The 20,078-nt window shown below is 38.2% G+C and carries 24 protein-coding genes; 12 read left to right on the forward strand and 12 right to left on the reverse strand.

The window, feature by feature from the left end:
• Positions 1-12 precede the first annotated feature (12 nt).
• The 3 genes from BK585_RS24735 (at position 13) to BK585_RS04295 (ending at position 1,678) form a co-directional block, all read left to right on the forward strand.
• Positions 13-330, forward strand: a complete 318-nt coding sequence (locus BK585_RS24735; protein ID WP_342744280.1) for a phosphotransferase — start codon at positions 13-15, stop codon at positions 328-330.
• A gap of 110 nt (positions 331-440) precedes the next feature.
• Positions 441-1,118, forward strand: a complete 678-nt coding sequence (locus BK585_RS04290; RefSeq protein ID WP_078552115.1) for a Type 1 glutamine amidotransferase-like domain-containing protein — start codon at positions 441-443, stop codon at positions 1,116-1,118.
• A 44-nt stretch (positions 1,119-1,162) separates the two neighbouring features.
• Positions 1,163-1,678 carry a GNAT family N-acetyltransferase gene (locus BK585_RS04295; RefSeq protein WP_078552116.1) on the forward strand — a complete coding sequence of 172 codons (516 nt, stop codon included), beginning with the start codon at positions 1,163-1,165 and terminating at the stop codon, positions 1,676-1,678.
• A gap of 513 nt (positions 1,679-2,191) precedes the next feature.
• Here the strand turns inward: BK585_RS04295 and BK585_RS04300 are convergent.
• The gene (locus BK585_RS04300) at positions 2,192-2,755 is read right to left on the reverse strand and encodes a TetR/AcrR family transcriptional regulator (protein ID WP_212567925.1); all 564 of its coding nucleotides are present in this window, start codon (positions 2,753-2,755) and stop codon (positions 2,192-2,194) included.
• Positions 2,756-2,919: 164 nt separating this feature from the next.
• Here BK585_RS04300 and BK585_RS04305 point away from each other — a divergent pair, with 164 nt between their 5' ends.
• A complete protein-coding gene (locus BK585_RS04305) occupies positions 2,920-3,852 on the forward strand; it encodes an NADP-dependent oxidoreductase (RefSeq protein ID WP_078552118.1) in 933 nt (310 codons plus the stop codon).
• Between the two features lie 621 nt (positions 3,853-4,473).
• On the opposite strand, the gene BK585_RS04310 is transcribed toward BK585_RS04305, so the two are convergent.
• From BK585_RS04310 to BK585_RS04330, 5 genes are all read right to left on the reverse strand, one after another.
• Positions 4,474-5,031, reverse strand: coding sequence for a GNAT family N-acetyltransferase (locus BK585_RS04310; RefSeq protein WP_078552120.1), 558 nt, complete (start codon positions 5,029-5,031; stop codon positions 4,474-4,476).
• 12 nt (positions 5,032-5,043) lie between these two features.
• Complete coding sequence (locus BK585_RS04315) at positions 5,044-6,123, reverse strand: FUSC family protein (RefSeq protein WP_078552122.1); 1,080 nt, start codon at positions 6,121-6,123, stop codon at positions 5,044-5,046.
• A gap of 536 nt (positions 6,124-6,659) precedes the next feature.
• Positions 6,660-7,796, reverse strand: a complete 1,137-nt coding sequence (chrA, locus tag BK585_RS04320) for a chromate efflux transporter (protein WP_078552123.1) — start codon at positions 7,794-7,796, stop codon at positions 6,660-6,662.
• Between the two features lie 2 nt (positions 7,797-7,798).
• Positions 7,799-8,215, reverse strand: coding sequence for a chromate resistance protein ChrB domain-containing protein (locus BK585_RS04325; RefSeq protein WP_078552124.1), 417 nt, complete (start codon positions 8,213-8,215; stop codon positions 7,799-7,801).
• Positions 8,212-8,643 carry a Chromate resistance protein ChrB gene (locus BK585_RS04330; RefSeq protein ID WP_078552125.1) on the reverse strand — a complete coding sequence of 144 codons (432 nt, stop codon included), beginning with the start codon at positions 8,641-8,643 and terminating at the stop codon, positions 8,212-8,214. Before BK585_RS04330 ends, BK585_RS04325 begins: the two co-directional genes overlap by 4 nt.
• Before the next feature lie 170 nt (positions 8,644-8,813).
• Between BK585_RS04330 and bioW the strand changes: the two genes are divergently transcribed.
• The 6 genes from bioW to BK585_RS04360 all read left to right on the forward strand — a co-directional run bounded on the left by bioW (position 8,814) and on the right by BK585_RS04360 (position 15,067).
• Positions 8,814-9,605, forward strand: a complete 792-nt coding sequence (gene bioW / locus BK585_RS04335) for a 6-carboxyhexanoate--CoA ligase (RefSeq protein WP_078552127.1) — start codon at positions 8,814-8,816, stop codon at positions 9,603-9,605.
• Positions 9,577-10,923 (forward strand): adenosylmethionine--8-amino-7-oxononanoate transaminase, encoded by a 1,347-nt coding sequence (bioA, locus tag BK585_RS04340; RefSeq protein ID WP_078552128.1) that lies wholly within the window; start codon positions 9,577-9,579, stop codon positions 10,921-10,923. The genes bioW and bioA overlap by 29 nt, the downstream gene beginning before the upstream one ends.
• On the forward strand, positions 10,913-12,085 hold the full coding sequence (gene bioF / locus BK585_RS04345; RefSeq protein WP_139367494.1) for an 8-amino-7-oxononanoate synthase: 1,173 nt from the start codon (positions 10,913-10,915) through the stop codon (positions 12,083-12,085). Before bioA ends, bioF begins: the two co-directional genes overlap by 11 nt.
• The gene (gene bioD, locus BK585_RS04350; protein WP_078552130.1) at positions 12,082-12,783 is read left to right on the forward strand and encodes a dethiobiotin synthase; all 702 of its coding nucleotides are present in this window, start codon (positions 12,082-12,084) and stop codon (positions 12,781-12,783) included. The genes bioF and bioD overlap by 4 nt, the downstream gene beginning before the upstream one ends.
• On the forward strand, positions 12,780-13,784 hold the full coding sequence (gene bioB, locus BK585_RS04355) for a biotin synthase BioB (protein WP_078552131.1): 1,005 nt from the start codon (positions 12,780-12,782) through the stop codon (positions 13,782-13,784). The genes bioD and bioB overlap by 4 nt, the downstream gene beginning before the upstream one ends.
• Before the next feature lie 92 nt (positions 13,785-13,876).
• Positions 13,877-15,067 carry a cytochrome P450 gene (locus tag BK585_RS04360; protein ID WP_078552133.1) on the forward strand — a complete coding sequence of 397 codons (1,191 nt, stop codon included), beginning with the start codon at positions 13,877-13,879 and terminating at the stop codon, positions 15,065-15,067.
• Positions 15,068-15,135: 68 nt separating this feature from the next.
• On the opposite strand, the gene BK585_RS04365 is transcribed toward BK585_RS04360, so the two are convergent.
• Both BK585_RS04365 and BK585_RS04370 read right to left on the reverse strand, forming a co-directional pair.
• Entirely contained in the window at positions 15,136-15,321 is a 186-nt protein-coding gene (locus tag BK585_RS04365) for a hypothetical protein (RefSeq protein ID WP_078552135.1), read from the reverse strand.
• A gap of 82 nt (positions 15,322-15,403) precedes the next feature.
• Positions 15,404-16,258 carry an ornithine carbamoyltransferase gene (locus BK585_RS04370; RefSeq protein ID WP_078552136.1) on the reverse strand — a complete coding sequence of 285 codons (855 nt, stop codon included), beginning with the start codon at positions 16,256-16,258 and terminating at the stop codon, positions 15,404-15,406.
• Positions 16,259-16,443: 185 nt separating this feature from the next.
• Here BK585_RS04370 and BK585_RS04375 point away from each other — a divergent pair, with 185 nt between their 5' ends.
• The gene (locus BK585_RS04375) at positions 16,444-16,935 is read left to right on the forward strand and encodes a hypothetical protein (protein ID WP_078552137.1); all 492 of its coding nucleotides are present in this window, start codon (positions 16,444-16,446) and stop codon (positions 16,933-16,935) included.
• A 112-nt stretch (positions 16,936-17,047) separates the two neighbouring features.
• Here BK585_RS04375 and BK585_RS04380 read toward each other — a convergent pair whose 3' ends face one another.
• The 4 genes from BK585_RS04380 to BK585_RS04395 all read right to left on the reverse strand — a co-directional run bounded on the left by BK585_RS04380 (position 17,048) and on the right by BK585_RS04395 (position 19,451).
• The gene (locus BK585_RS04380) at positions 17,048-17,542 is read right to left on the reverse strand and encodes a hypothetical protein (protein WP_078552139.1); all 495 of its coding nucleotides are present in this window, start codon (positions 17,540-17,542) and stop codon (positions 17,048-17,050) included.
• Between the two features lie 32 nt (positions 17,543-17,574).
• Positions 17,575-18,051, reverse strand: coding sequence for a GNAT family N-acetyltransferase (locus BK585_RS04385; RefSeq protein WP_078552141.1), 477 nt, complete (start codon positions 18,049-18,051; stop codon positions 17,575-17,577).
• 73 nt (positions 18,052-18,124) lie between these two features.
• Complete coding sequence (locus BK585_RS04390; protein ID WP_078552143.1) at positions 18,125-18,955, reverse strand: GNAT family N-acetyltransferase; 831 nt, start codon at positions 18,953-18,955, stop codon at positions 18,125-18,127.
• 34 nt (positions 18,956-18,989) lie between these two features.
• Entirely contained in the window at positions 18,990-19,451 is a 462-nt protein-coding gene (locus BK585_RS04395; protein ID WP_078552144.1) for a hypothetical protein, read from the reverse strand.
• Between the two features lie 268 nt (positions 19,452-19,719).
• Between BK585_RS04395 and BK585_RS04400 the strand changes: the two genes are divergently transcribed.
• Positions 19,720-19,953, forward strand: coding sequence for a hypothetical protein (locus BK585_RS04400; RefSeq protein WP_078552146.1), 234 nt, complete (start codon positions 19,720-19,722; stop codon positions 19,951-19,953).
• Positions 19,954-20,078 lie beyond the last annotated feature (125 nt).

The raw sequence follows: 20,078 nt of genomic DNA on the forward strand, positions 1-20,078 counted from the left end.
GCTGAATTTTATGTGAAACATGGACAATCTGAAGGAAGTATACAACTCTTAGAGAAACTAAAGGCAAATAAACCTTTACCCGTGGAACAGGCTGTAATTCATGGAGATTGTACAACTGACAATGTATTAATGGTAAATGGAGAAGCTTGTTTATTTATTGATGTGGCAGGCATGACTATTGGGGACCCTAGATATGATGAATGCCTTGCTATTAGAAGTTTTGTTAAAGATGAAGAGTATAAAAATGCTTTTTACGAGGGGTATAAACGATACGAAGTATCAATAGAAGAGTTTAAATATTTCGATGAAGGTTTATATGAATTTTTTTAATTCACTATTCAACTAACGGGTGCATTGCTTGAATAAAAGGCAAGGCTTTTTATTTTTCAACAAACGGGCAGAAGAGTTTAAGTGGTAATTTTCTAAAAGGGGGTATTCTTATGGGTAGATTAATTCTTGCAGGTGGTGGGGATGCAGAACAAACCCTTTTAATTGATAAAGAATTTGTAAATTTAATTAATACTGATAAACCTCTTTTGTACATACCAATTGCAATGGATACAAAGTTTATTCCTTATGAGTCTTGCTTTAAATGGATAAAAGGTGTTTTTAATCCACTTGGAATAGATAATATTATTATGTGGACGGAATATGACCTAATTAACAAGCAGATTGAGGATTTAAACCAATTTTCAGCAGTGTATATAGGTGGAGGTAACACATTCAGTCTATTAGAAGATTTTAATAAAACACTCTTCACCAATGTTTTAAAAGAATATGTGGTAAACGATGGCATCATCTATGGTGGTAGTGCTGGAGCTATTATATTAGGTAAAGATATAGGGACTTGTTCTCATATGGATTCTAACGATTTGGATTTAAAAGAACTAAATGGTTTAGGACTTGTAGAAGATTATTCTATCTGGTGCCATTATAAGGTTGAAGACGACATTTTAATTAGTAATTATCTACTTGAATATAAAAATCCAGTTATCTCTTTGCCAGAAGAAACAGCACTATTATTGAATGAAGAAGGTATGAAAGTTATTGGGGCAAAACCAGCTTTTATCTTCGACGGAAAAATTAAGAAAACAATTCAGCCAGGACATTATTGTTAAGCTAACGGGTGCGTTTCTGGAATAAGCAGAAAGGTGGGAGTTTTTTGATAGAAACAAAACGTCTTATAATTAGAGAAATGCTGCAGTCCGATTATGATGCATTGTGCAGAATATTGTGTGATGAGGAAGTAATGCGCGCTGCTTATGAAAGTGCATTCAACTTAGAAGAAGCACAAAATTGGCTTAACAGACATCTTAAAAGATATGAAGAATATGGTTATGGACTTTGGGCTGTTGTATTAAAAGAAACAAACGAAATGATTGGTCAATGTGGCTTGACAATGCAAGGCTGGAGAGAAAAAGAAATTTCAGAAATAGGATTTTTGTTTCAAAAAGCGTATTGGCACAAAGGTTACGCAACAGAAGCGGCAATTGCTTGCAAGGAATACGCTTTTTCAGTTCTTAATGCAAATAGGGTTTATTCTATTATTAGGGACACAAATATAGCCGCTCAAAAAGTTGCTGTTCGAAACGGTATGAATATTATTGATAAAGATACTAAGAATTTTAGGAATATAGATATGGAATTTCTTCTGTATTCTGTAGACCGAACAAAATGAGCAGGTGATATTGAAAAAGGTTTCCATGACGAACCCATATACTGTTTGAAATTGAGCTAACGGGAGACGATAGCTTAATAAACCGCCTTTCAAGCAAGGCGGTTTTCTTTTGGTTAAATATCAACATTAGAACATAACATAGCTTATACATTGTAAATAATTTCACTTAAAGTATAGGATGCTTATGTGGAATAAGAAGAGGAACCTTTTTGTAGCAGGGTTAGTATCTCTCTTTGTTGAAGTAACGAAGAGCAATAGCTGAATAAAGGATATCGTCTTTCTATTATTGAAGTAAAGGGCAGTTTAGTGGAGGAAGGAGCACATCCACTTAGTGCGTGGTAGACTCCTACTGTACAACAAGAAAGAAGGACGATAGTCATTAAATTGGAATCGTCCTTCTTCAATCCAGGGTTTGAAGATTGGTCAGAGAAAATGGTTAAATTTTCGTTCATCTAATGAGCAACGTTTTTGATCAATCTTTCTTTTAAAGCTACACAAATGACGTAAATTCACTTATTTGTGGATTTGATTCCTTTCCAACAGGAACCACAATTCTCGAGCCAGTTCGCTTGCAGGGACAGGCATTTTGTTATAGATCCACCACTCCACAATGCCTACAATCGCTGATGCCATGAATTGAACCAGGATTTCCTTATTTAGCCCTTTATTTATGTCGTCCATATTCAACTGGTCACGAATGCCTTTCATCATTAATTGGTGCATACGCTCCCGAAAGGAAGGCATCCCTTTACTGTTCAACATGCAAGAATAGAATAAGAAATGCTCTTCAAAATACTCTGTGGTCGAGAGAAGTGACTCGAAGGTAGGGACATGCGTCTGATCATGCCCTTGTGCTGTACAGACCCGCAGTAACTCAGTAAATTGTTCCTCGATGCACTTGTCTAGCAGATCAAACTTATCCAAGTAATGCAAATAAAAGGTGCCCCGATTTATGTTGGCCTTCTCCGATATGAGCTGAATTGTAATACTCTCAAAGTCTTTTTGAACCATGAGCTCAAAGAAGGCTTTTTTTATGGATTCTCGCGTTTTTAAGATTCTGCGATCCACGGATACCATTGCTCCCCCTTCAATAATAGACATTTATCGCAACTGTGTTGATTAATGAACAATCGCGGAATTATTAACGATTGTAGATCTCTGGGATACAATCTACAATTTTAATTGTACTGAACGAATGTTGATAAATCAACAGATGATAAATAACGAAAGGAGTACATTACATGAGGGCAATAGTAATCCACGAGTATGGAAATCCAGACGTACTGGTAGAACAGGAAGTGTCATTACCAACATGTAACGAAAATCAGGTTATTGTTGAGTTGCATACCGGTTCCGTAAATCCTGTCGATAGTAACATTCGGGCAGGTCGAGTACAGGAGGTTTTTCCGGTACACACATTTCCGCATGTTCTAGGACTGGACCTTGCAGGCATAGTTAGGGAAGTGGGGGCCAGTGTGAAACATTTTAAGATAGGAGATAGGGTGTTCGGTTTGGGGAGTTCAGGGGTTTACGCTGAATACGCGGTTGCTGAAGAGCACCAAATCGCAAAGCTGTCTCCTAATCATACATTCATTGAAGCGGGGGCATTACCTGCCGTTGCGCTCACAGCTTGGCATTCATTGTTCCGTTTTGGGGAGTTGAAGGTAGGCGAACGGGTACTCATCCATGGAGGGGCAGGCGGTGTGGGGCATGTAGCGATTCAAATGGCCAAGTTAACAGGCGCCTATGTTATCGCAACAGCAAGCTTGAGAAATCATGAGTTTATTCGTCAATTAGGCGCGGATGAGGTAATTGATTACGCCAATACTGATTTCTCTGAAGAAGTTAGAGACGTGGATATGGTGCTTGATTTCGTTGTTGGACTTGAACAAGAGAAAAATTGTAGGGTACTGAAGAAAGGTGGCAGGGTGGTTTCAATTGTAACTCCAGCCATTGCGGACATCGCTCAAGCATACGGTGTCGAAGGTAAGTTTGTAGTTGTCGACCCGAAACGTGATGAACTGGAGCTGATTGATCAGTGGGTACAGGAGCAAAAGTTAAAAGTACACATAAACGAGATATTTCCTTTGGATGAGTCAGCCTTGCGCAAGGCGCATCGTCAAATTGAGACAAAACATACCAGGGGGAAACTAGTAATTCAAATTCGAAACTAAGGCGAAAGGGCCGTCCCGCGAAGGGGCGGCCTTGAATCTTTCAAAAACTGTATTCGGGCGTTTTATTTAATTAAAATGCATGCAACACTATTTGAAGGATGAGTTAACCTCCGACAGAATAGCTGCTATTTTAATGGCTGGCATCAATGGTCGCTCAGTGAGATTCAGTAAATTACTTTTAGTATGCTTATGTTCTTGCGGCTTAGATCTTTTATGCCGCTGCGGGCAATGAAAAAATGATTTCATCTTGACACTCCACCATCTGATTTCTCTTATTCAATTATGCCGCTCTTTACTTCAACAAGGAGAGATACTTACCCTGCTACGAAAAGTTCCTCTTCTTATTCCACATAAGGGGTTGTTGTTTCCGATAATAAAAAGGTTTTAGGGTACAATTTTGCTTTATGGGGTGGAGAACATAAACAAGATTAGTTCAACTTCAACTACTGTTAGTTCACTAGCGATTATATTTAAAAAGGCTTAAAGAATAAATTTTCTCTAAGCCTTTTTTCGTGTGAATTATAATGGAAATACGGTGTGAAAAATATGCGGTTTACTTTGTGATTGAAGTTGTGATTTACTGTTTTGCACACATGAAGTAAACCCGTTAAAAAACCTAGCTTAGTTTTTTTCTGTAAGTATAGAATATAGTTTGATGTCACAGTGTTTTCCTTTTATAAACATGCTTTGCCGTAGGACACCTTCACATGTCATCCCTATCTTTTCAAGAACTTTCTGCGACCCAAGATTTTCGGTCAGGCATCTCGCTTGAATACGAACAAGGTCCATCTGTGTAAAACCAAAGCGAATGACGGCAGAGGCGGCTTCTGTCATGATGCCTTTCTTCCAGTAGTCAGGGGAAAGGGCAAAGCCAATTTCAGCCACTTTATGTTCAGGTTGCCACCAGACGAAATCAATCGTACCGATAAGTGTTTTTGTTTCTTTAAGCTCGATACCCCAAGGAGTTATTTCGTTTTTGGCATACTTACTTTCAATGAATTTAATAAAATCAACCGTATCAAGCAAGGTTCGGTGTGTATCCCAAGTCACAAATTTAGTTACCTCTGGTTTGGAGGCATAAGCAAACATTGACTCAGCGTCATCCATTGTTATTTTCCGTAAAATGAGCCGCTCTGTTTCAAGCTGAGGAAGCTCACTATAAATATCTTCAATTTTCATTGCCACACCGCCTTACTCGGGATTGCGGATTTGTACTTTGTTCTCATCACGATGATACGTAAAAAAGGAATCAACTAAATGGTCCAGGCGCTCAAGCTTTTCCTCATATTCGATGACGTGCGTAAGGATCGGGAGGCTATGAAGCCAATATGTTCGGTCTACGCCTTCCTCATGATAAAGCTCCATGAAATAATCTGTCAGTTGAGCTTTTCCTTCTGTAATTTCTCTTAGCATTTCTTCATTGGCTTGGCCGGTTACCTTACCGGCGTAACGAAGTAAAATCCGGTCATGATAGGCCATCAGCAATTCTACCCTGTCTTTTAAAATCGATAGCAGTTCATCTGGTAATTGCTGTATTTCAATGTCACGTCGTTCTAGATTTTTTAAGAGGAAGAGTGCTTTTTTCGAGGTCGCGATCATTTGTCTGAATAACACAACCTTGCGCGCTTTTCCGTATTTATTTTTTAAAAAGTAATTTCGTTCCTCTTTATAAAGAAGGTAAAGGTTTTCGAGTTTGACCATCTTCTCGTTAAGGCGACCAATGTCTTTTTTCAAAGCATTGTTGTCTGCATCTTTCCGAAGAAGCAAGGATATCCATTGGTTAATTTGTTCGCTGTTTTCAACAATTTTATAGTATAGCTTCGTTTCATAACGAGGTGGAATGAATAAAAGATTGACTAAAAATGCCGATAACACTCCAACTAAAATTAACAAGAAACGATAAAAAGCAAACTCGCTAAAATTATCTGCAGGGCTTTCCATGATGACAATAATTGTGACGATCGCAAGCGGAATCGTTGTTGCTTCAAGCTTCAACTTCATAATAATTGCAATCGCGATAATAACGACGACCCCAATTACAAACGGGTCGTGTCCAAAGGTTAATACAAAAATCACTGCTAGCACTGCCCCAAGAACATTGGCTTGTACTTGTTCAAGAATCGTTTGCGCACTTCGATATATCGAAGGCTGAATCGCAAACGTGGCTGCTAAAGCCGCAAACATAGGAGGCTCAAGTCCAAAAAACATAGCTAAATACATGGCAACGACAATGGCTAGACCGGTTTTGAAAATACGTGCACCTAACTTCATGAATACATAAGTCCTTTCATTGGAGATATAAACTATTTCGCACTACATAGTGACATTCCCTTTATTTCAAAAAACAAATCAAAGGTTAGGGACTACCTATACTATGAAAGGTTCTTAGTAATTATTCTTGGCAAAAGGAGTGAAAAAAAGACGTAGTATGGAAAAGGAAGGCACTGAAAAGGGACATACCAACTTTTTCAATGCCTTTGATTATGGTTGCAACTGTAAAAATTAAAAACCGAACTTTTTCAGTGCCCTCATGGAAAAGTGGTAGGGAAGGTGAGAGAAAATAAAAAAGCTAAGCGCGACGTAAGAAGTGCTCTTAGCTTTTTCATAAAAAATAAGTATAAAAAATTTAGATGCTCATAGATGTCTTTTATGCTAGAACAGGTAGGATGATGGCTTCGCTCACTGCGCGTATATTAATAAGAAGTACACTTATTAATATACTTTCAAGAGAGGGCAGTGGCTTCGTACATCGCAATTAGTCAAAGACGGCTTTGTCGTTTTTCTTATGAGATTTATCTTAGAAAATATTAAATAAGGTTCAGTAAGATAAGCGAGCTTCCTATAGCTAGGGCAACAATGAACACCTTCCATATTTGCCATTTGAATTTGAACAACAACACAAGCATGATGATGGCAATGGCAATGCTTCCGATATCATGAAAGACATCTAACGATAATCGAATTAGAAAACTTGCGATAAGACCAACGACAGCGGCACTCACTCCTGCTAAGTAAACGGTTAGCTTTTTGTTTTCTCTTATTTTATCGAAATAAGGAGCACCTATTAGTACTAATAAAAAGGCTGGCAAAAAGATAAAAAAGGTTGCTAGTGTGGCTCCCCAAAAACCATAGGCGGCGAATCCAACAAACGCCGCTACCATAATAGTTGGACCAGGTGTAAGTTCGTTAATGGCTAATCCATCAATATACTGTTCTGTTGTGAGCCATCCAAAATTATCAACGGCTTCAAATTGCAAAAGAGCTAACACCGTATAAGCTCCACCAAAGCTCAACGCTCCAATCTTTAAGAATAAAAGAGAAAGGTTAGTTGGTATAGAAGCAGTCGCGACGGATGCTCCTACTATTAATGGCAGACTGTTCACGCTTAGCGCGGAATTATTTGTTGAACGACTGATTATCATATACACAAATCCCATCACTAGAAGTAATAGAATTAAATCAAATTGAGTAATAAATGCTAAGGTTATCATGAGAATCGTAATCAATAGTTTTTTTCGGTCTTGTAGCACTCCAAATTTGTTTGAGATACGGTAAAGGCTAAATAATACAATCGCCACCATCGCTGGCTTAACACCATATAATAAACCTTGAGCGATTTCAGAAGTGGCTGCATATTGAAAGTAAGCCCAAGCTAAAACCGTTATTAAAAAGAAGTTAGGCAACATAAAGCCAAGTCCAGCTAAAAACCCACCAACATAACCACGTTGTCTATATCCGACATACATGCAAAGTTCAGCTGCCTCAGGTCCTGGTAACATCCCACAAACAGCAAAGGCATCTCGGAAGCGGTCGTTGTCAATCCATTTTTTCTTTTCTACAGCATGCTCGTGAATGATTTGAATTTGTGCAGCAGGCCCACCCCATCCTTGTAATCCGATAAGGATATAAGTCCAAAAGATAGTCCATAAACTAGGTTTCTCCATATTTATTCTCTCCCACTTATCATTGCATATAAAGCATCATAAATAATGAACCCTTTTTCCAACGCTTCATCATCATCTTTGCTACATAAGCTAATCCCATCACAAATAAAATCAAGCCCAGGTGCGACAGGTTCCAAAAATACTTCTTTTACTGTATCTGCTTCATCCACAATTTGGGCCATTTCTTTTAGAATGGCATCTTCTAAGCTGTAATCCTCGAGAAGAGAATAAAATGAACATCGACCGTCTCTATGAGAAAACTCTGCCCCAGGGATGTCAAACCCCTTTGTTCCTTCAGGAATCGTCTGTTCTCCTTCAGGTATGAAAAAAAATTCCGCATCCTGATCAATAAAATTTTTAATGAGCCATCCACAAGCCATTCGGTCGACTCCGATGTTTTTCCATGTAACCCACTTCATGTTTGACCACTCCTTTTTTCAATTAGTTTCTCACGTACAGCTACTTCCAATGGGGACTTGAAGTAATCCGTTTTCCTAATCCGTTGATACTTCTTAGCCAGAGAAACCAAATCATTGCTTCCTTCATCTACCTGTTTTAAAAGCTCCATATAACTTTCATTCACTAGCTCAATAAATAAATGCTGTAAATCTTCATGAGACATTCCAAAGAGAAGCTGAGACTGCCACATCGTCGCTTCTCCTCCTAGCTCCTTAATCTCGACAGTTAACCATTGAAATTGTTCATATGTATAAGGGGTGTTTGGTAGAAGCCATATTGCATCATGTAATTGAATCGAACCCAGGCTTTTTAGTTTCCTCCAGATTTTTACTCGAGGAGAACTGGGTTTTCTTGGCATTTTATAAGTGAGGTGTAACCAGTTACTCATCTTTCTACCTCCGTTAATTGTAACCATGGTTACATTATATTCTAGAATAAAACAGTTGAACAGTGCGGATTTATTGTTAACCTATTTGACATACAAGGTTAACGATTATACTATATTGTTAACCTTTCGAATGAATAGGTTGACATTAGAAACATGTAAGGTGAAATATGATGGACAATAGTAGATTTTATAGTGTGAGAATGAGAGCGTCTGAGAATCAATCACATGAAAAGGGAGGGAAACATATTTCTGGAGGAGAGCTCATCTCTTCTTATCAAGACCTCAAAAAGTCAGTTGATTTTTTACTAGAAAAGGCACTAACCCACTCAAGAGGAAAACCTGATTTCTTGCAAATTCAGTGTGAGTTGATTGACCAACCGATTACCCAAGTTCCACCCCTTACTGTAAAAACAATTGAAGTGTCTTCTGTTGAAGAAGGTCAACAAAAGGCAAGGAAGTTACTTGAACAAGCCGGAGTCTCAAAACAGGTCATTGAAAAAGCCTATGCGCAAATTCCTGATGAAGCTGTCAGAGGAGCTATTTTAATAGACTGTCATACAGGAAAGCGAATCGATGGAAGAAAAGACCGAGGCGTTCGTGTTTCAAGAATGGATTGGGAACGAGTGAATTTTGAAAAATGGGTGAAAGCAAAGGCACTGCCACTCAATCAAAGAATAAAAGAAGCGCTTGTGCTTGCGACTAAAGTGTCAACTCATCAAGCCACAGTTGCAGAATTATGCTGGTCTGATGACCCCGAGTATGTGACAGGCTATGTCGCTAGTAAAACATTAGGATATCAACGAATTACAAAGCTAAAACCGTACGGTGATGAGAGAGGTTGCCGCATTTTTTTTGTGGATACGTCCTATGACCTCGATACATATATAACATATTTAGAAAAACAACCAATGTTCATTCAGTGGGAGGAAGATGATGTCACAAGACCTAATCGAAAAAAGTAGAAAATATTTATGGCTACCGTTTACTCAAATGAAAGATTATGATGAACATCCATTAATTATTGAAAGTGGAGAAGGAATCAAAGTAAAGGATGTGAACGGCAAGGAATATTATGATGGCTTTTCCTCAGTATGGTTAAATGTCCATGGCCACCGAAAACAAGAGTTAGACGATGCAATTAAACGACAGCTTGAAAAGATTGCTCATTCCACATTGTTGGGAATGACAAATATACCAGCAACCGAGCTTGCAGAACGACTTGTTGCACTTTCGCCTGAAAAGCTAACAAGAGTTTTCTATTCTGATAGTGGTGCTGAAGCGATGGAAATCGCCTTAAAGATGGCCTTTCAATATTGGAAGAATATCGGAAGGCCTGAGAAGCAAAAGTTCATCTCGATGCAAAATGGCTATCACGGCGATACGATCGGGGCAGTCAGTGTCGGTTCGATTGACCTTTTTCACCATGTGTATGGGCCATTAATGTTTGATAGTTTTAAAGCTCCAATTCCATATGTTTATCGTTCTGAAAGCAATAAACCTGAGGTTTGTAGGGATGATTGCTTAAAGCAGTTAGAGCATCTGTTAATTGAACACCACGATACCATTGCCGCACTCTCGATAGAATCAATGGTCCAAGGCGCTGCTGGAATGATCGTCATGCCTGAGGGGTTTTTATCCGGTGTTCGAAAGCTATGTACAAAATACGAGGTTCTTATGATTGTCGATGAAGTTGCGACAGGATTTGGTCGCACCGGAAAAATGTTTGCATGTGAGCATGAAGGCGTTCAGCCGGATTTAATGGCGGCTGGAAAAGGAATCACAGGAGGATATTTACCGATAGCTGTTACGTTTACGACAGAAGAAATCTATCAAGCGTTTTATGATGATTACAGCACATTAAAGACCTTTTTTCACGGTCATTCCTATACAGGAAATCAGCTTGGCTGTGCTGTGGCTATTGAGAATTTACGCTTATTTGAACAAGACCAAATTATCAAACAGGTTACTCAAAAGGCACAAATTTTACACGAGTTGTTGCAACCGTTAATGGAGTTGGCACATGTAGGTGACATTAGACAGTTAGGATTCATGTGTGGGATTGAGCTTGTTCAATCAAAAGAAACAAAAGAGAGTTTTCCCAAAACAGGAAGAATCGGCTATCAGGTGTCGTTAAAAATGAGAGAGCTCGGAATGCTAACAAGACCGATGGGGGATGTACTGGTCTTCATGCCACCGTTAGTCAGTACAGCAGAAGAACTTCAAGCCATGGTCAACATTATAAAACGAGCGATTGAAGAGGTTACAGAACGTGAGCTTTGACCACTGGATCCACGAAAGAATGGAAAACAGAAAAAGAGCTGGTTTATATCGCGAATTAAGGACGATGAACACCGCCCCTTTGCCACACATGCTCGTGAACGAGAAAGAGCAACTTGTGTTTTCCTCAAATAACTACTTAGGATTAGCCAATCACCCAGTCTTAATGGAAGAAGCAGTCCGGGCGTTACGAGAGTTTGGCGTAGGAAGTAGTGGTTCAAGACTGACAACGGGAAATACCGAGTGGCATGAAAAGCTAGAAGATAAAATCGCTTCGTTTAAAAAAACAGAGGCAGCTTTACTTTTTTCAAGTGGCTATTTAGCGAATGTTGGTGTTCTTTCGTCGCTTCCCCAAAAAGGCGATGTCATCCTCAGTGACCAACTGAATCACGCAAGTATTATAGACGGATGTAGGTTATCCAAAGCGGATACGGTGATTTATGAGCATGTAGATATGAAACATTTAGAAAAGCAGTTGCAGGAAACGCAAGCATATGCTCGCCGTTTTATTGTGACCGATGGTGTATTCAGTATGGATGGCACGATTGCACCTTTAGATGAAATTAGCAAACTAGCTTCTAAATATAACGCGTATGTGATTGTCGATGATGCTCATGCGACAGGCGTTTTAGGAGAGTGCGGGCGGGGAACAAGTGAGTTTTTCGGTGTTTTCCCAGATGTGGTCATTGGCACGTTAAGTAAAGCGATCGGAGTTGAAGGTGGGTTTGTTGCTGGGTCTAAACTGTTAGTCGATTTTTTAGTGAATCATGCGAGAACATTTATATTTCAAACTGCGATTCCCCCAGCCAGTTGTGCAGCGGCGTATGCCTCATTAGACATCATCGAATCAAGCAAGGAACTTAGAGAAAGGTTATTTCAAAAGATACAACAAATCAAAAATAGGTTAAAAGAAGTAGGGTTCCTCGTATACGGGGACGATACACCGATTATTCCAGTCATTATCGGTGATGCTGAAAAAGCTGTTTCTTTTTCAAACCGCCTACAAGAAGAGGGGATATATGCTCCAGCGATTCGTCCACCTACGGTTCCCAACGGCGAAAGTCGGATTCGATTAACGGTAACGGCTGCTCATACTGAGTCTCATATCGAGCAGTTGCTGAGGTCTTGTACACAGATAGGAAGAGAGTTGAGAATGATATCATGAAGGGATTTTTTATCACCGGAACAGATACCGATGTAGGAAAAACAATGATAACGAGCGGGATAGCAGCTGTGTTAAAGGAAAGACAAATTGATATTGGTGTGTATAAGCCGTTACTAAGTGGCGTTCCTCGAGAACACGAAGAAAGTGATACGAGTTTACTGAAAGAAGGTTCACAAACGCATCTCACACATGAAGAAATTACACCTTTTGTATGGAAAGAACCTCTAGCTCCGTATGTGGCAGGAACGCTTGAGAGAAAACAGGTGTATCTGCAAGACGTGCTTCAGCACTGGGAACAAATTAAACACAAGCATCGGTATTTTTTAGTAGAAGGGGCAGGAGGAATATCTGTACCGCTTGGCCCAGACTTTTTAGTTAGTGATTTAATTAAGGCCCTACAACTCCCAATTATTATCGTGACAAGACCGAACCTAGGAACGATCAATCATACCTTTTTAACAGTCAAATATGCCGAAAGCCTTGGCATTGAGATTGCTGGAATTATAATCAATGGCAAAAGCCGTGAATTTGACTTAGCCGAACAAACCAATCCAAAACAAATAGAAAAACAATGCGGAGTCCCTGTGTTAGGTGTGACACCAAAACTTGAGGACACGAATAGAGAAGCTAGAAAAAACATGATAAAAGACTATGTTGATTTATCAAAACTACTAATGCGTATGGAGGGGTTACTATGAATCAATGGAATGAACTTGCAAATAAGGTGTTAGACGGTGAGAATCTCACAAATGAAGAGGCGTTATCAATTTTAGAATGTCCAGAAGATGATATTTTACTTTTGATGCATGCGTCCTTTCAAATTAGAAAGAAGTATTTTGGTAAAAAGGTAAAGCTAAACATGATTATGAACGCAAAATCAGGCCTCTGTCCTGAAAACTGTGGCTATTGTTCTCAATCTTCTATTTCAAATGCACCTATTGAAAAATATAAAATGGTAGATAAAGAAACGTTAGTAGAGGGAGCCAAACGAGCGTATGAATTAAACATAGGTACGTATTGTATTGTCGCAAGTGGCAGAGGACCGTCAAATCATGAGATTGATCATGTCGTAGAAGCGGTAAAAGAAATCAAAGATACATATGGGATGAAAATTTGTGCCTGCCTCGGATTATTAAAGCCAGAACAAGCTGAACGCTTGAAGGAAGCAGGAGTTGACAGGTACAACCATAACATCAATACATCCGCGAGAAATCACGAAAATATCACAACGTCACACACATATGATGACCGTGTCAACACAGTTGAAACGGTAAAAGACTCTGGAATGTCTCCGTGCTCTGGTGTCATCGTCGGAATGAAAGAGTCAAAACAAGATGTTATCGATATGGCCAATAGTTTAAAAGCATTAGATGCGGATTCTATCCCGGTCAATTTTTTACATGCGATTGATGGAACCCCTCTTGAAGGAGTTCAAGAGTTAAATCCTTTGTATTGTTTAAAGGTATTGGCACTATTCCGCTTTATCAATCCGACTAAGGAAATTCGTATTTCAGGGGGAAGAGAAGTCAATCTTCGTTCCTTACAACCTTTTGGCCTATTTGCAGCTAACTCGATTTTTGTAGGCGATTATTTAACAACAGAAGGACAAGAAGATACGGAGGACCATAAAATGCTAGTTGACCTTGGATTTGAGGTTGAAAGTGTCGAAGAAATGAAAGCAAGTCTAGCAGGGCAATAAGAAGGATTGTGGAGGGCACTGTAAAAGTTAAAAACTGAACTTTTTCAGTGTCCTCGCATTCTGCGCTTGGCACGATAGGAAGGAGGTAGACTGTGAGTAATCAAACGATTGAAAATGAGACATACGAACGAATACAAAACCCGTACCCCTTTTATGAAGAAATTCGTTCGATTCATCCCGTTTATAAAGGAAATCTCTTTAAGCATCCCGGATGGTTTGTTACAGGCTATCAAGAGGCGGTAGCGATTCTCAAAGACCATCGTTTTCAAACTAGAGTGACTTTACCCGAGAATAAAAAAAGGTATGAGACGTTACAAACGATTCAAAACAACATGATGCTTTTTAAAAATCCACCTGAACATGCAAGGCTACGGATGCTCGTTCACCAGTACTTTACGCCTGCTCGGATAGAGTCGTACCGCCCTTTTATTGAAGAAGTAGCTCTAACTCTAGTAAAGGAAGTAAAGAACAAACAGAAAATCGAGGTTATTTCTGATTTTGCCTTTCCTTTTGCGAGTCAAGTCATCGCAAAACTAATCGGTATTCCCAGTGTGGATAACGAACTGTTTCGAAAGTGGGCAATCGATTTAATTGATTCTATTGATTTAACCCGAACGCGTCGTTCACTGATTGAGGCTAATGTGACCACCTTAGACATGCTAGCTTATTTTAAAACACTCATTGAAAAGAAGAGACAATCTCCTGAGGATGATTTACTAAGTGGATTACTAGCGGTAGAGAAGGAGAACAAGCTAACAGAACAAGAACTGTTGGCGACAGCCTCACTACTAGTCATTGCCGGTCATGAAACAACCGTTAACTTAATTAGCAACTCGCTATACTGTTTTTTAACTCACCCGAAACAGTATGAGATGCTTCGAGCAAATCCTTCTCTAATTGAATCAGCAATAGAAGAATGCTTACGATATGAAAGTCCAACACAAATGATAGCGAGAGTCGCCTCAGAGGATGTTGAACTAAGCGGTGTACAGATTCATAAAGGGGAGCAGGTCTATGTATTAATTGGGGCTGCCAATCGTGACCCTAATCAATTTACGAATCCTGCTCAGTTTGACATCACAAGAGATCCAAATCATCACCTCGCATTCGGGTCAGGAATACATTTTTGCTTAGGGTCCACCTTAGCCAGACTTGAAGGACAGGTCGCACTTCAAGCCCTCATCCAGAACACAAAACAAATCAAACTTAATACAACAAATATTGAGTGGAGACACCTAGTGGGATTTAGAGCAATGAGGGAAATGTGGGTGGAGTTGTTGTAAAAGAAAATGGATTTTGATTGAAAAATGGCTCAGTTCAAAATGATGAACTGGGCCATTTTTAGTGGATATTAACCGAAAAAAGTATAATATAGGACACCTGCGACAGCGAAGAGAGGGATGACGAAAATTAAATCTTTTTTAAAAACGTTAAAAAAAGACCGGAAATCTTTTCCTTTATCCCCATGAGTTGCAATTTCTGAGGCTAAGTAAACCAATAGTAGAAGACCTAAACCTATGCCAATTGCCCACGTCATATCCATACACCTCCAGAATTTACCTTTTGTTTATTGTAGCATACATCTTATAACAGCACTTACATATTGTTTACCTCACATTTTAGTCAATTACTATTCCTAAGCAAAACAAGATTATTGCTTGTTGAACATAAATTAAATTTTTCTTAAATTCATACCCAACAAAATAGCTTGAAGAGAGAGCTTCATTACTTACTTCTTCATTTCTATAAAAAGGCGGGCAGGGATTTAACATAGCGTGTTCCTTAGCTAAATTCATTCTTTCTAACGTAATTTGAAATTGGTCTATATATATTTGTGTCCTAAGCTCGTTTGGCAAAGAATCTGTTAAAACAATATCACTGATTTTTAATATAGGTTCAAGTTCAGTATGAAATGAATAATTTCGAGAGTCTGTCCCTAATTCAAAACCTTGCATACAAACTTGATGAAAGCGGAGATCCATTATTTCCGCAATGCTTTTCCAAGTCCTTGAAATATTACTCTTTGGACCAACAAACGTAAAAACTAAATCTTTATAATTCTCTCTTACCTGACTTATAGAATACAAGTCAGATAAAATTTCACAAGGATGGCTTTCAGATGTCATCGCATTAATGATTGGGATATTCGAATACGTTGAGATATCTTGTAGTTTTGAAAAATCAGCATGCCTTATAATAACTCCATCAGACCAATTTGAAAGATATTGTATAACATCCTTAAGTTCTTCTCTTTTATCCAATGTCTCTGGAGGGAACAATGTTGTTTCTCCACCCAAGTCTTTTATACCTTTTTCAAATGTTATTCTTGTACGTAAACTAGACTCAGGGAAAAATAGTACGAAGTGTTTTCCTTTTAGTACATGACTAGTATTTTGATTTTTAATCTTTGTAGCTAAGGTGAATATTTCATTTACTTGTCGTTCAGACATATCATCTATACTCAATAGGTTCATAGTGACTACTCCTTTTTTTTCTAAGCCTAGTACCTGTAAACAACTATTTCTTTATGCTAACATTAATTTCCTTTTTGCAGTCGAAAAAAAGATGCTGTATGGAGCTCCATGCGAAAACTGAAACTTTATTTCTAATTAGTCCGTCTAATATATGTAGTATTACAATATAAAAATATGGAGGAAATATGAAAACTAAGTATGTACTAATTCTTTTTAGTTTGATTTTATCAGTACCAGTGGGTTGCGCGAATGAAACAGAAGTTTCCGATGAAGTGAGTGGCAAATACGAAGAAACTCAAGAAAACATATTCAAAAAACCACCTACAGTTTTCATTTCAAGTGGTGTAGAGCAAGTTAGAGGTGTCCTTGGCCCATATAGCTGGTCTTATTGTTGTAATAATGGGGAAACGATTGGTATTGAAGCTTCTTCAGATGCACCACCGAATTTAGTTCAAAACAATGAACCTTTTCAAGTAACTTCTGCTACGCCTATTTCCATAGAATTTGAGACTGCACCAATTAAATATCAAGTAAAGACATGGAATGAAAATAATAAAGTTACAGGCACATATGAGGAAATAGATACTAGTAATCATAAAGGGAGAACAGTTTTCGAAATTTTAGTTACCTGGGAACAAGGGAATGCCAGTTATTCTTTTTTACTGGATATTGAATAGAATTGGTTAATAGAGCAAGGGGATATGGGTTGCATAGACACCCACTAAAAGCTTGGACGTGTCCCAAGTTTTAGTGAGTAGACATTTTGGAACCGCTGACTTTCATAAGCTTTTATATCTTATATTCGATTATCTTTGCAGGGACTGTTTCGAAAATGAGGACTTCTGGGTTATTATATGGTTTGTACTTTATGAAGTCTTCAACAGTAAACATACTTTCCCAATATTGTTTTACTAATTCTTCTTTTGAAGGAAGCCCTACTGTAAAGTATCCTTTCCCAGCCTCTGCCTCCATATATTCATCTTCTATATAGGCAAATAAATCACTTGATACATCTCTATTGAATACTAGAATCTTCTCGCTAAAAACAGAAAATCTATAATAAGGTTTAGGTGGTGCATTAAGGTCTGCACCTACTGCCAGTTTAAAATCTATCCATTTTGGAGAATGTATCGGTTTATAATGTTCGGTGATTTCAGGATATAAGCTACCACCATTTGTGTACCACCTTGTTTCTGTCTGAATGTTTAATCCTTCATCTAAGACTCTTTGGGGATTTACGAAATCCCCGTTATCTCGTTCTATTACTGAATGGTATAGATACAAATCAATCACCCCTTAGTAAGTAGTCGCATCCATTAGATCAATGTAATCTCCATTTTTCTACTCTTCGTAATCATCCCAAGTGACTTGTAAAATTCAATAGCAGATGTATTTTCCTCAGATACTCCCAACTCAATACTATCTACATTGAGGCTCTTTCCTAAATCAAAGACGTAGGTAATCAGTTTTTTTCCGATACCTTTTTTTCTATGTGTTTCAGCAACGCATATACTCTTTATATATATAATTTTTCTCTCTTTAACAAAAGTATTTTCAGTGACTTCTTCTTCCTTTGTCACGACAACTCCGACTACCTCATTATCTATCATTGCCACAAGAATTTGATGCTTGCCATCGATTAATTGGTTTTCAAAAAACTCTTTTTCAACTGGAGTGGAATTTTCTTTGTACAAATCTGGCTTTACTAAAACATGAAACTCATGAACCTGCCTAAATAAAGGCAACAATGACTCGTAATCGCTTTGAGTAGCAGTTCGAATAAGTATATTCATAGCTTTTACCTCCTAAACAATTTCTAATGTTATTTGTCCATTGTCCATTATGCAAACAGTAGTTTAGTAAATGTTATTCCAACTTAAATTCGTACCCTTTATAACCAAAGATATTTCTAAAACCTACTTTCTCTGCAACAGCAACAGAAGGCTTGTTTGACTCCATACAATCCCAATACGGAACAAAATTATTAGTAAAACACTCTTCAACAAAAGATAAGGCTAGCTTTTGTGCTAACTTTTTACCTTGATGCTCTTCCAACGTTTCAATATTGATAGCGTGAACATTATTAACTACAAAACCTGAAGTACAGAGACTTACAACTCTATTTTTATAAACTGCACAATAACCAATACCTTCATTAAAGAAACTCTGAGGTAACGACCAAAAATCCAATATATTTGAATGTAAAAAATCAATGTTCTCATTCGATTTATCACGGTTATTGAAAAAAGGTTCACTGATTTTAACGATAGTATATCCTTCTTCAATCGAAGGGTGGGAGTTGTGATTATAATCGCTTTTATGTAACGTATAAACCTTCTGATTCCAACTTCCTAAACCTCGGTTTTCAAACACCTTTTTAATTGTCTCATCCCACTTACTATCCTCACCAATGCCCTCAAACCAAGTTAATCCTACTTTCATTGCTTCTGGTTTGATTACTGTATCTATAAGTGTATTTAAATTGGAATTGAAACCCTCATTTCTTTCATTTCCTATAAAGATAAAACCATCGTTATTACCTAACCAGATGAGACCTGAAGTAGGAGAAGCTATATCATCTACAAAAATACGACCAGGATTTACTCCTTCAACTATTGCTTTAGCATCTATCTGACCCTGCTCGAATAGCAGGTCTCTGCATTTGTAGAAATCAGACTTCTTTAATTCTGTAATCATTTGTTGCCTCCTTGTTTACTCATTCCCGAAAACTTTAATATTTTACTATTGTTGTGACGCAATAATGTGTTACAAAAATTTTGTGGCTTAATTCATCTACCCACTTTTTAGGGTTTAATTGATATTTTTCAGTTTTATTTTGATAAGTGAGACTTCCTACGTTTATTATAATAGGATTTGGATCTTCTAATATTCTGCTCTTGTAATATTCGAAGGCGTGTTCATTCGGAATTTCTAGAAGTTCCAAAATCTCTCCTTCTTCCATATACTTCTCAAGATATAATAAAAATAATTTATTATCCGCGCCATAAATCGTATAAATGTACGGCATTGTAAAAAGATCGTTCACAAGATCCTTCCAATAAGGATCTATTTCATGCACCCCTAAACCTATCATATCTTCTATTCTTTCAAAATAAGTTCGATTATTATATTCTTTAATTTCATCTGGAATGATAAAGGGTTTAGAAGATGCTAAAAAAGTAATTTCAGACATTACATCACCTCTGATTAATACGGTATATATACTAGTTCGGGACTCTATACTATTTTAACATAAAATACCAACGCTGTTGTAAGTATTTGGAATGGTATCCTTTTATTCGCTTGCTTTTCAAGGAACCGCAATCGTTAGAAGGTAGAAGAGGGAGGGAGAGTTAACAGAAGTGAAGAACCGTTACCAGAGTGGAAGCGAAAAGGAGCAGAGCGGTAATGGATAGTGAGGAACCGTTACCAGAGTGGGAGGGGAAAGGAGTGAAGCGGTAATGGATAGCGAGGAACCGTTACCAGAGTGTGAGAGAACAGGAGTGGAACGGAAAAGGAGTGGAGTGGTAACGGATAGTGAAGAACTGTTCCTAGAGAGAGGAAAAAAAGCAGTCGAACGGAAACGCAATTCAATAATCGTTCCCGTAGCAAGGAAGAAAAGCGCTCGAGCGGTAACGAATAAAAATAATCGTTCCCGTATCAAGGGGGAAAAGAGCTCGCTCGGTAACGAATAAGAATAATCGTTCCCGTATCAAGGGGGAAAAGAGCTCGCTCGGTAACGAATAAGAATAATCGTTCCCCTCCCAAGGGGGAAAAGAGCTCGCTCGGTAACGAATAAAAATAATCGTTCCCCTCCCAA

The organism is Bacillus alkalicellulosilyticus (assembly GCF_002019795.1).
In the GTDB taxonomy this organism is placed as follows: Bacteria; Bacillota; Bacilli; order Bacillales; family Bacillaceae_F; genus Bacillus_AO; species Bacillus_AO alkalicellulosilyticum.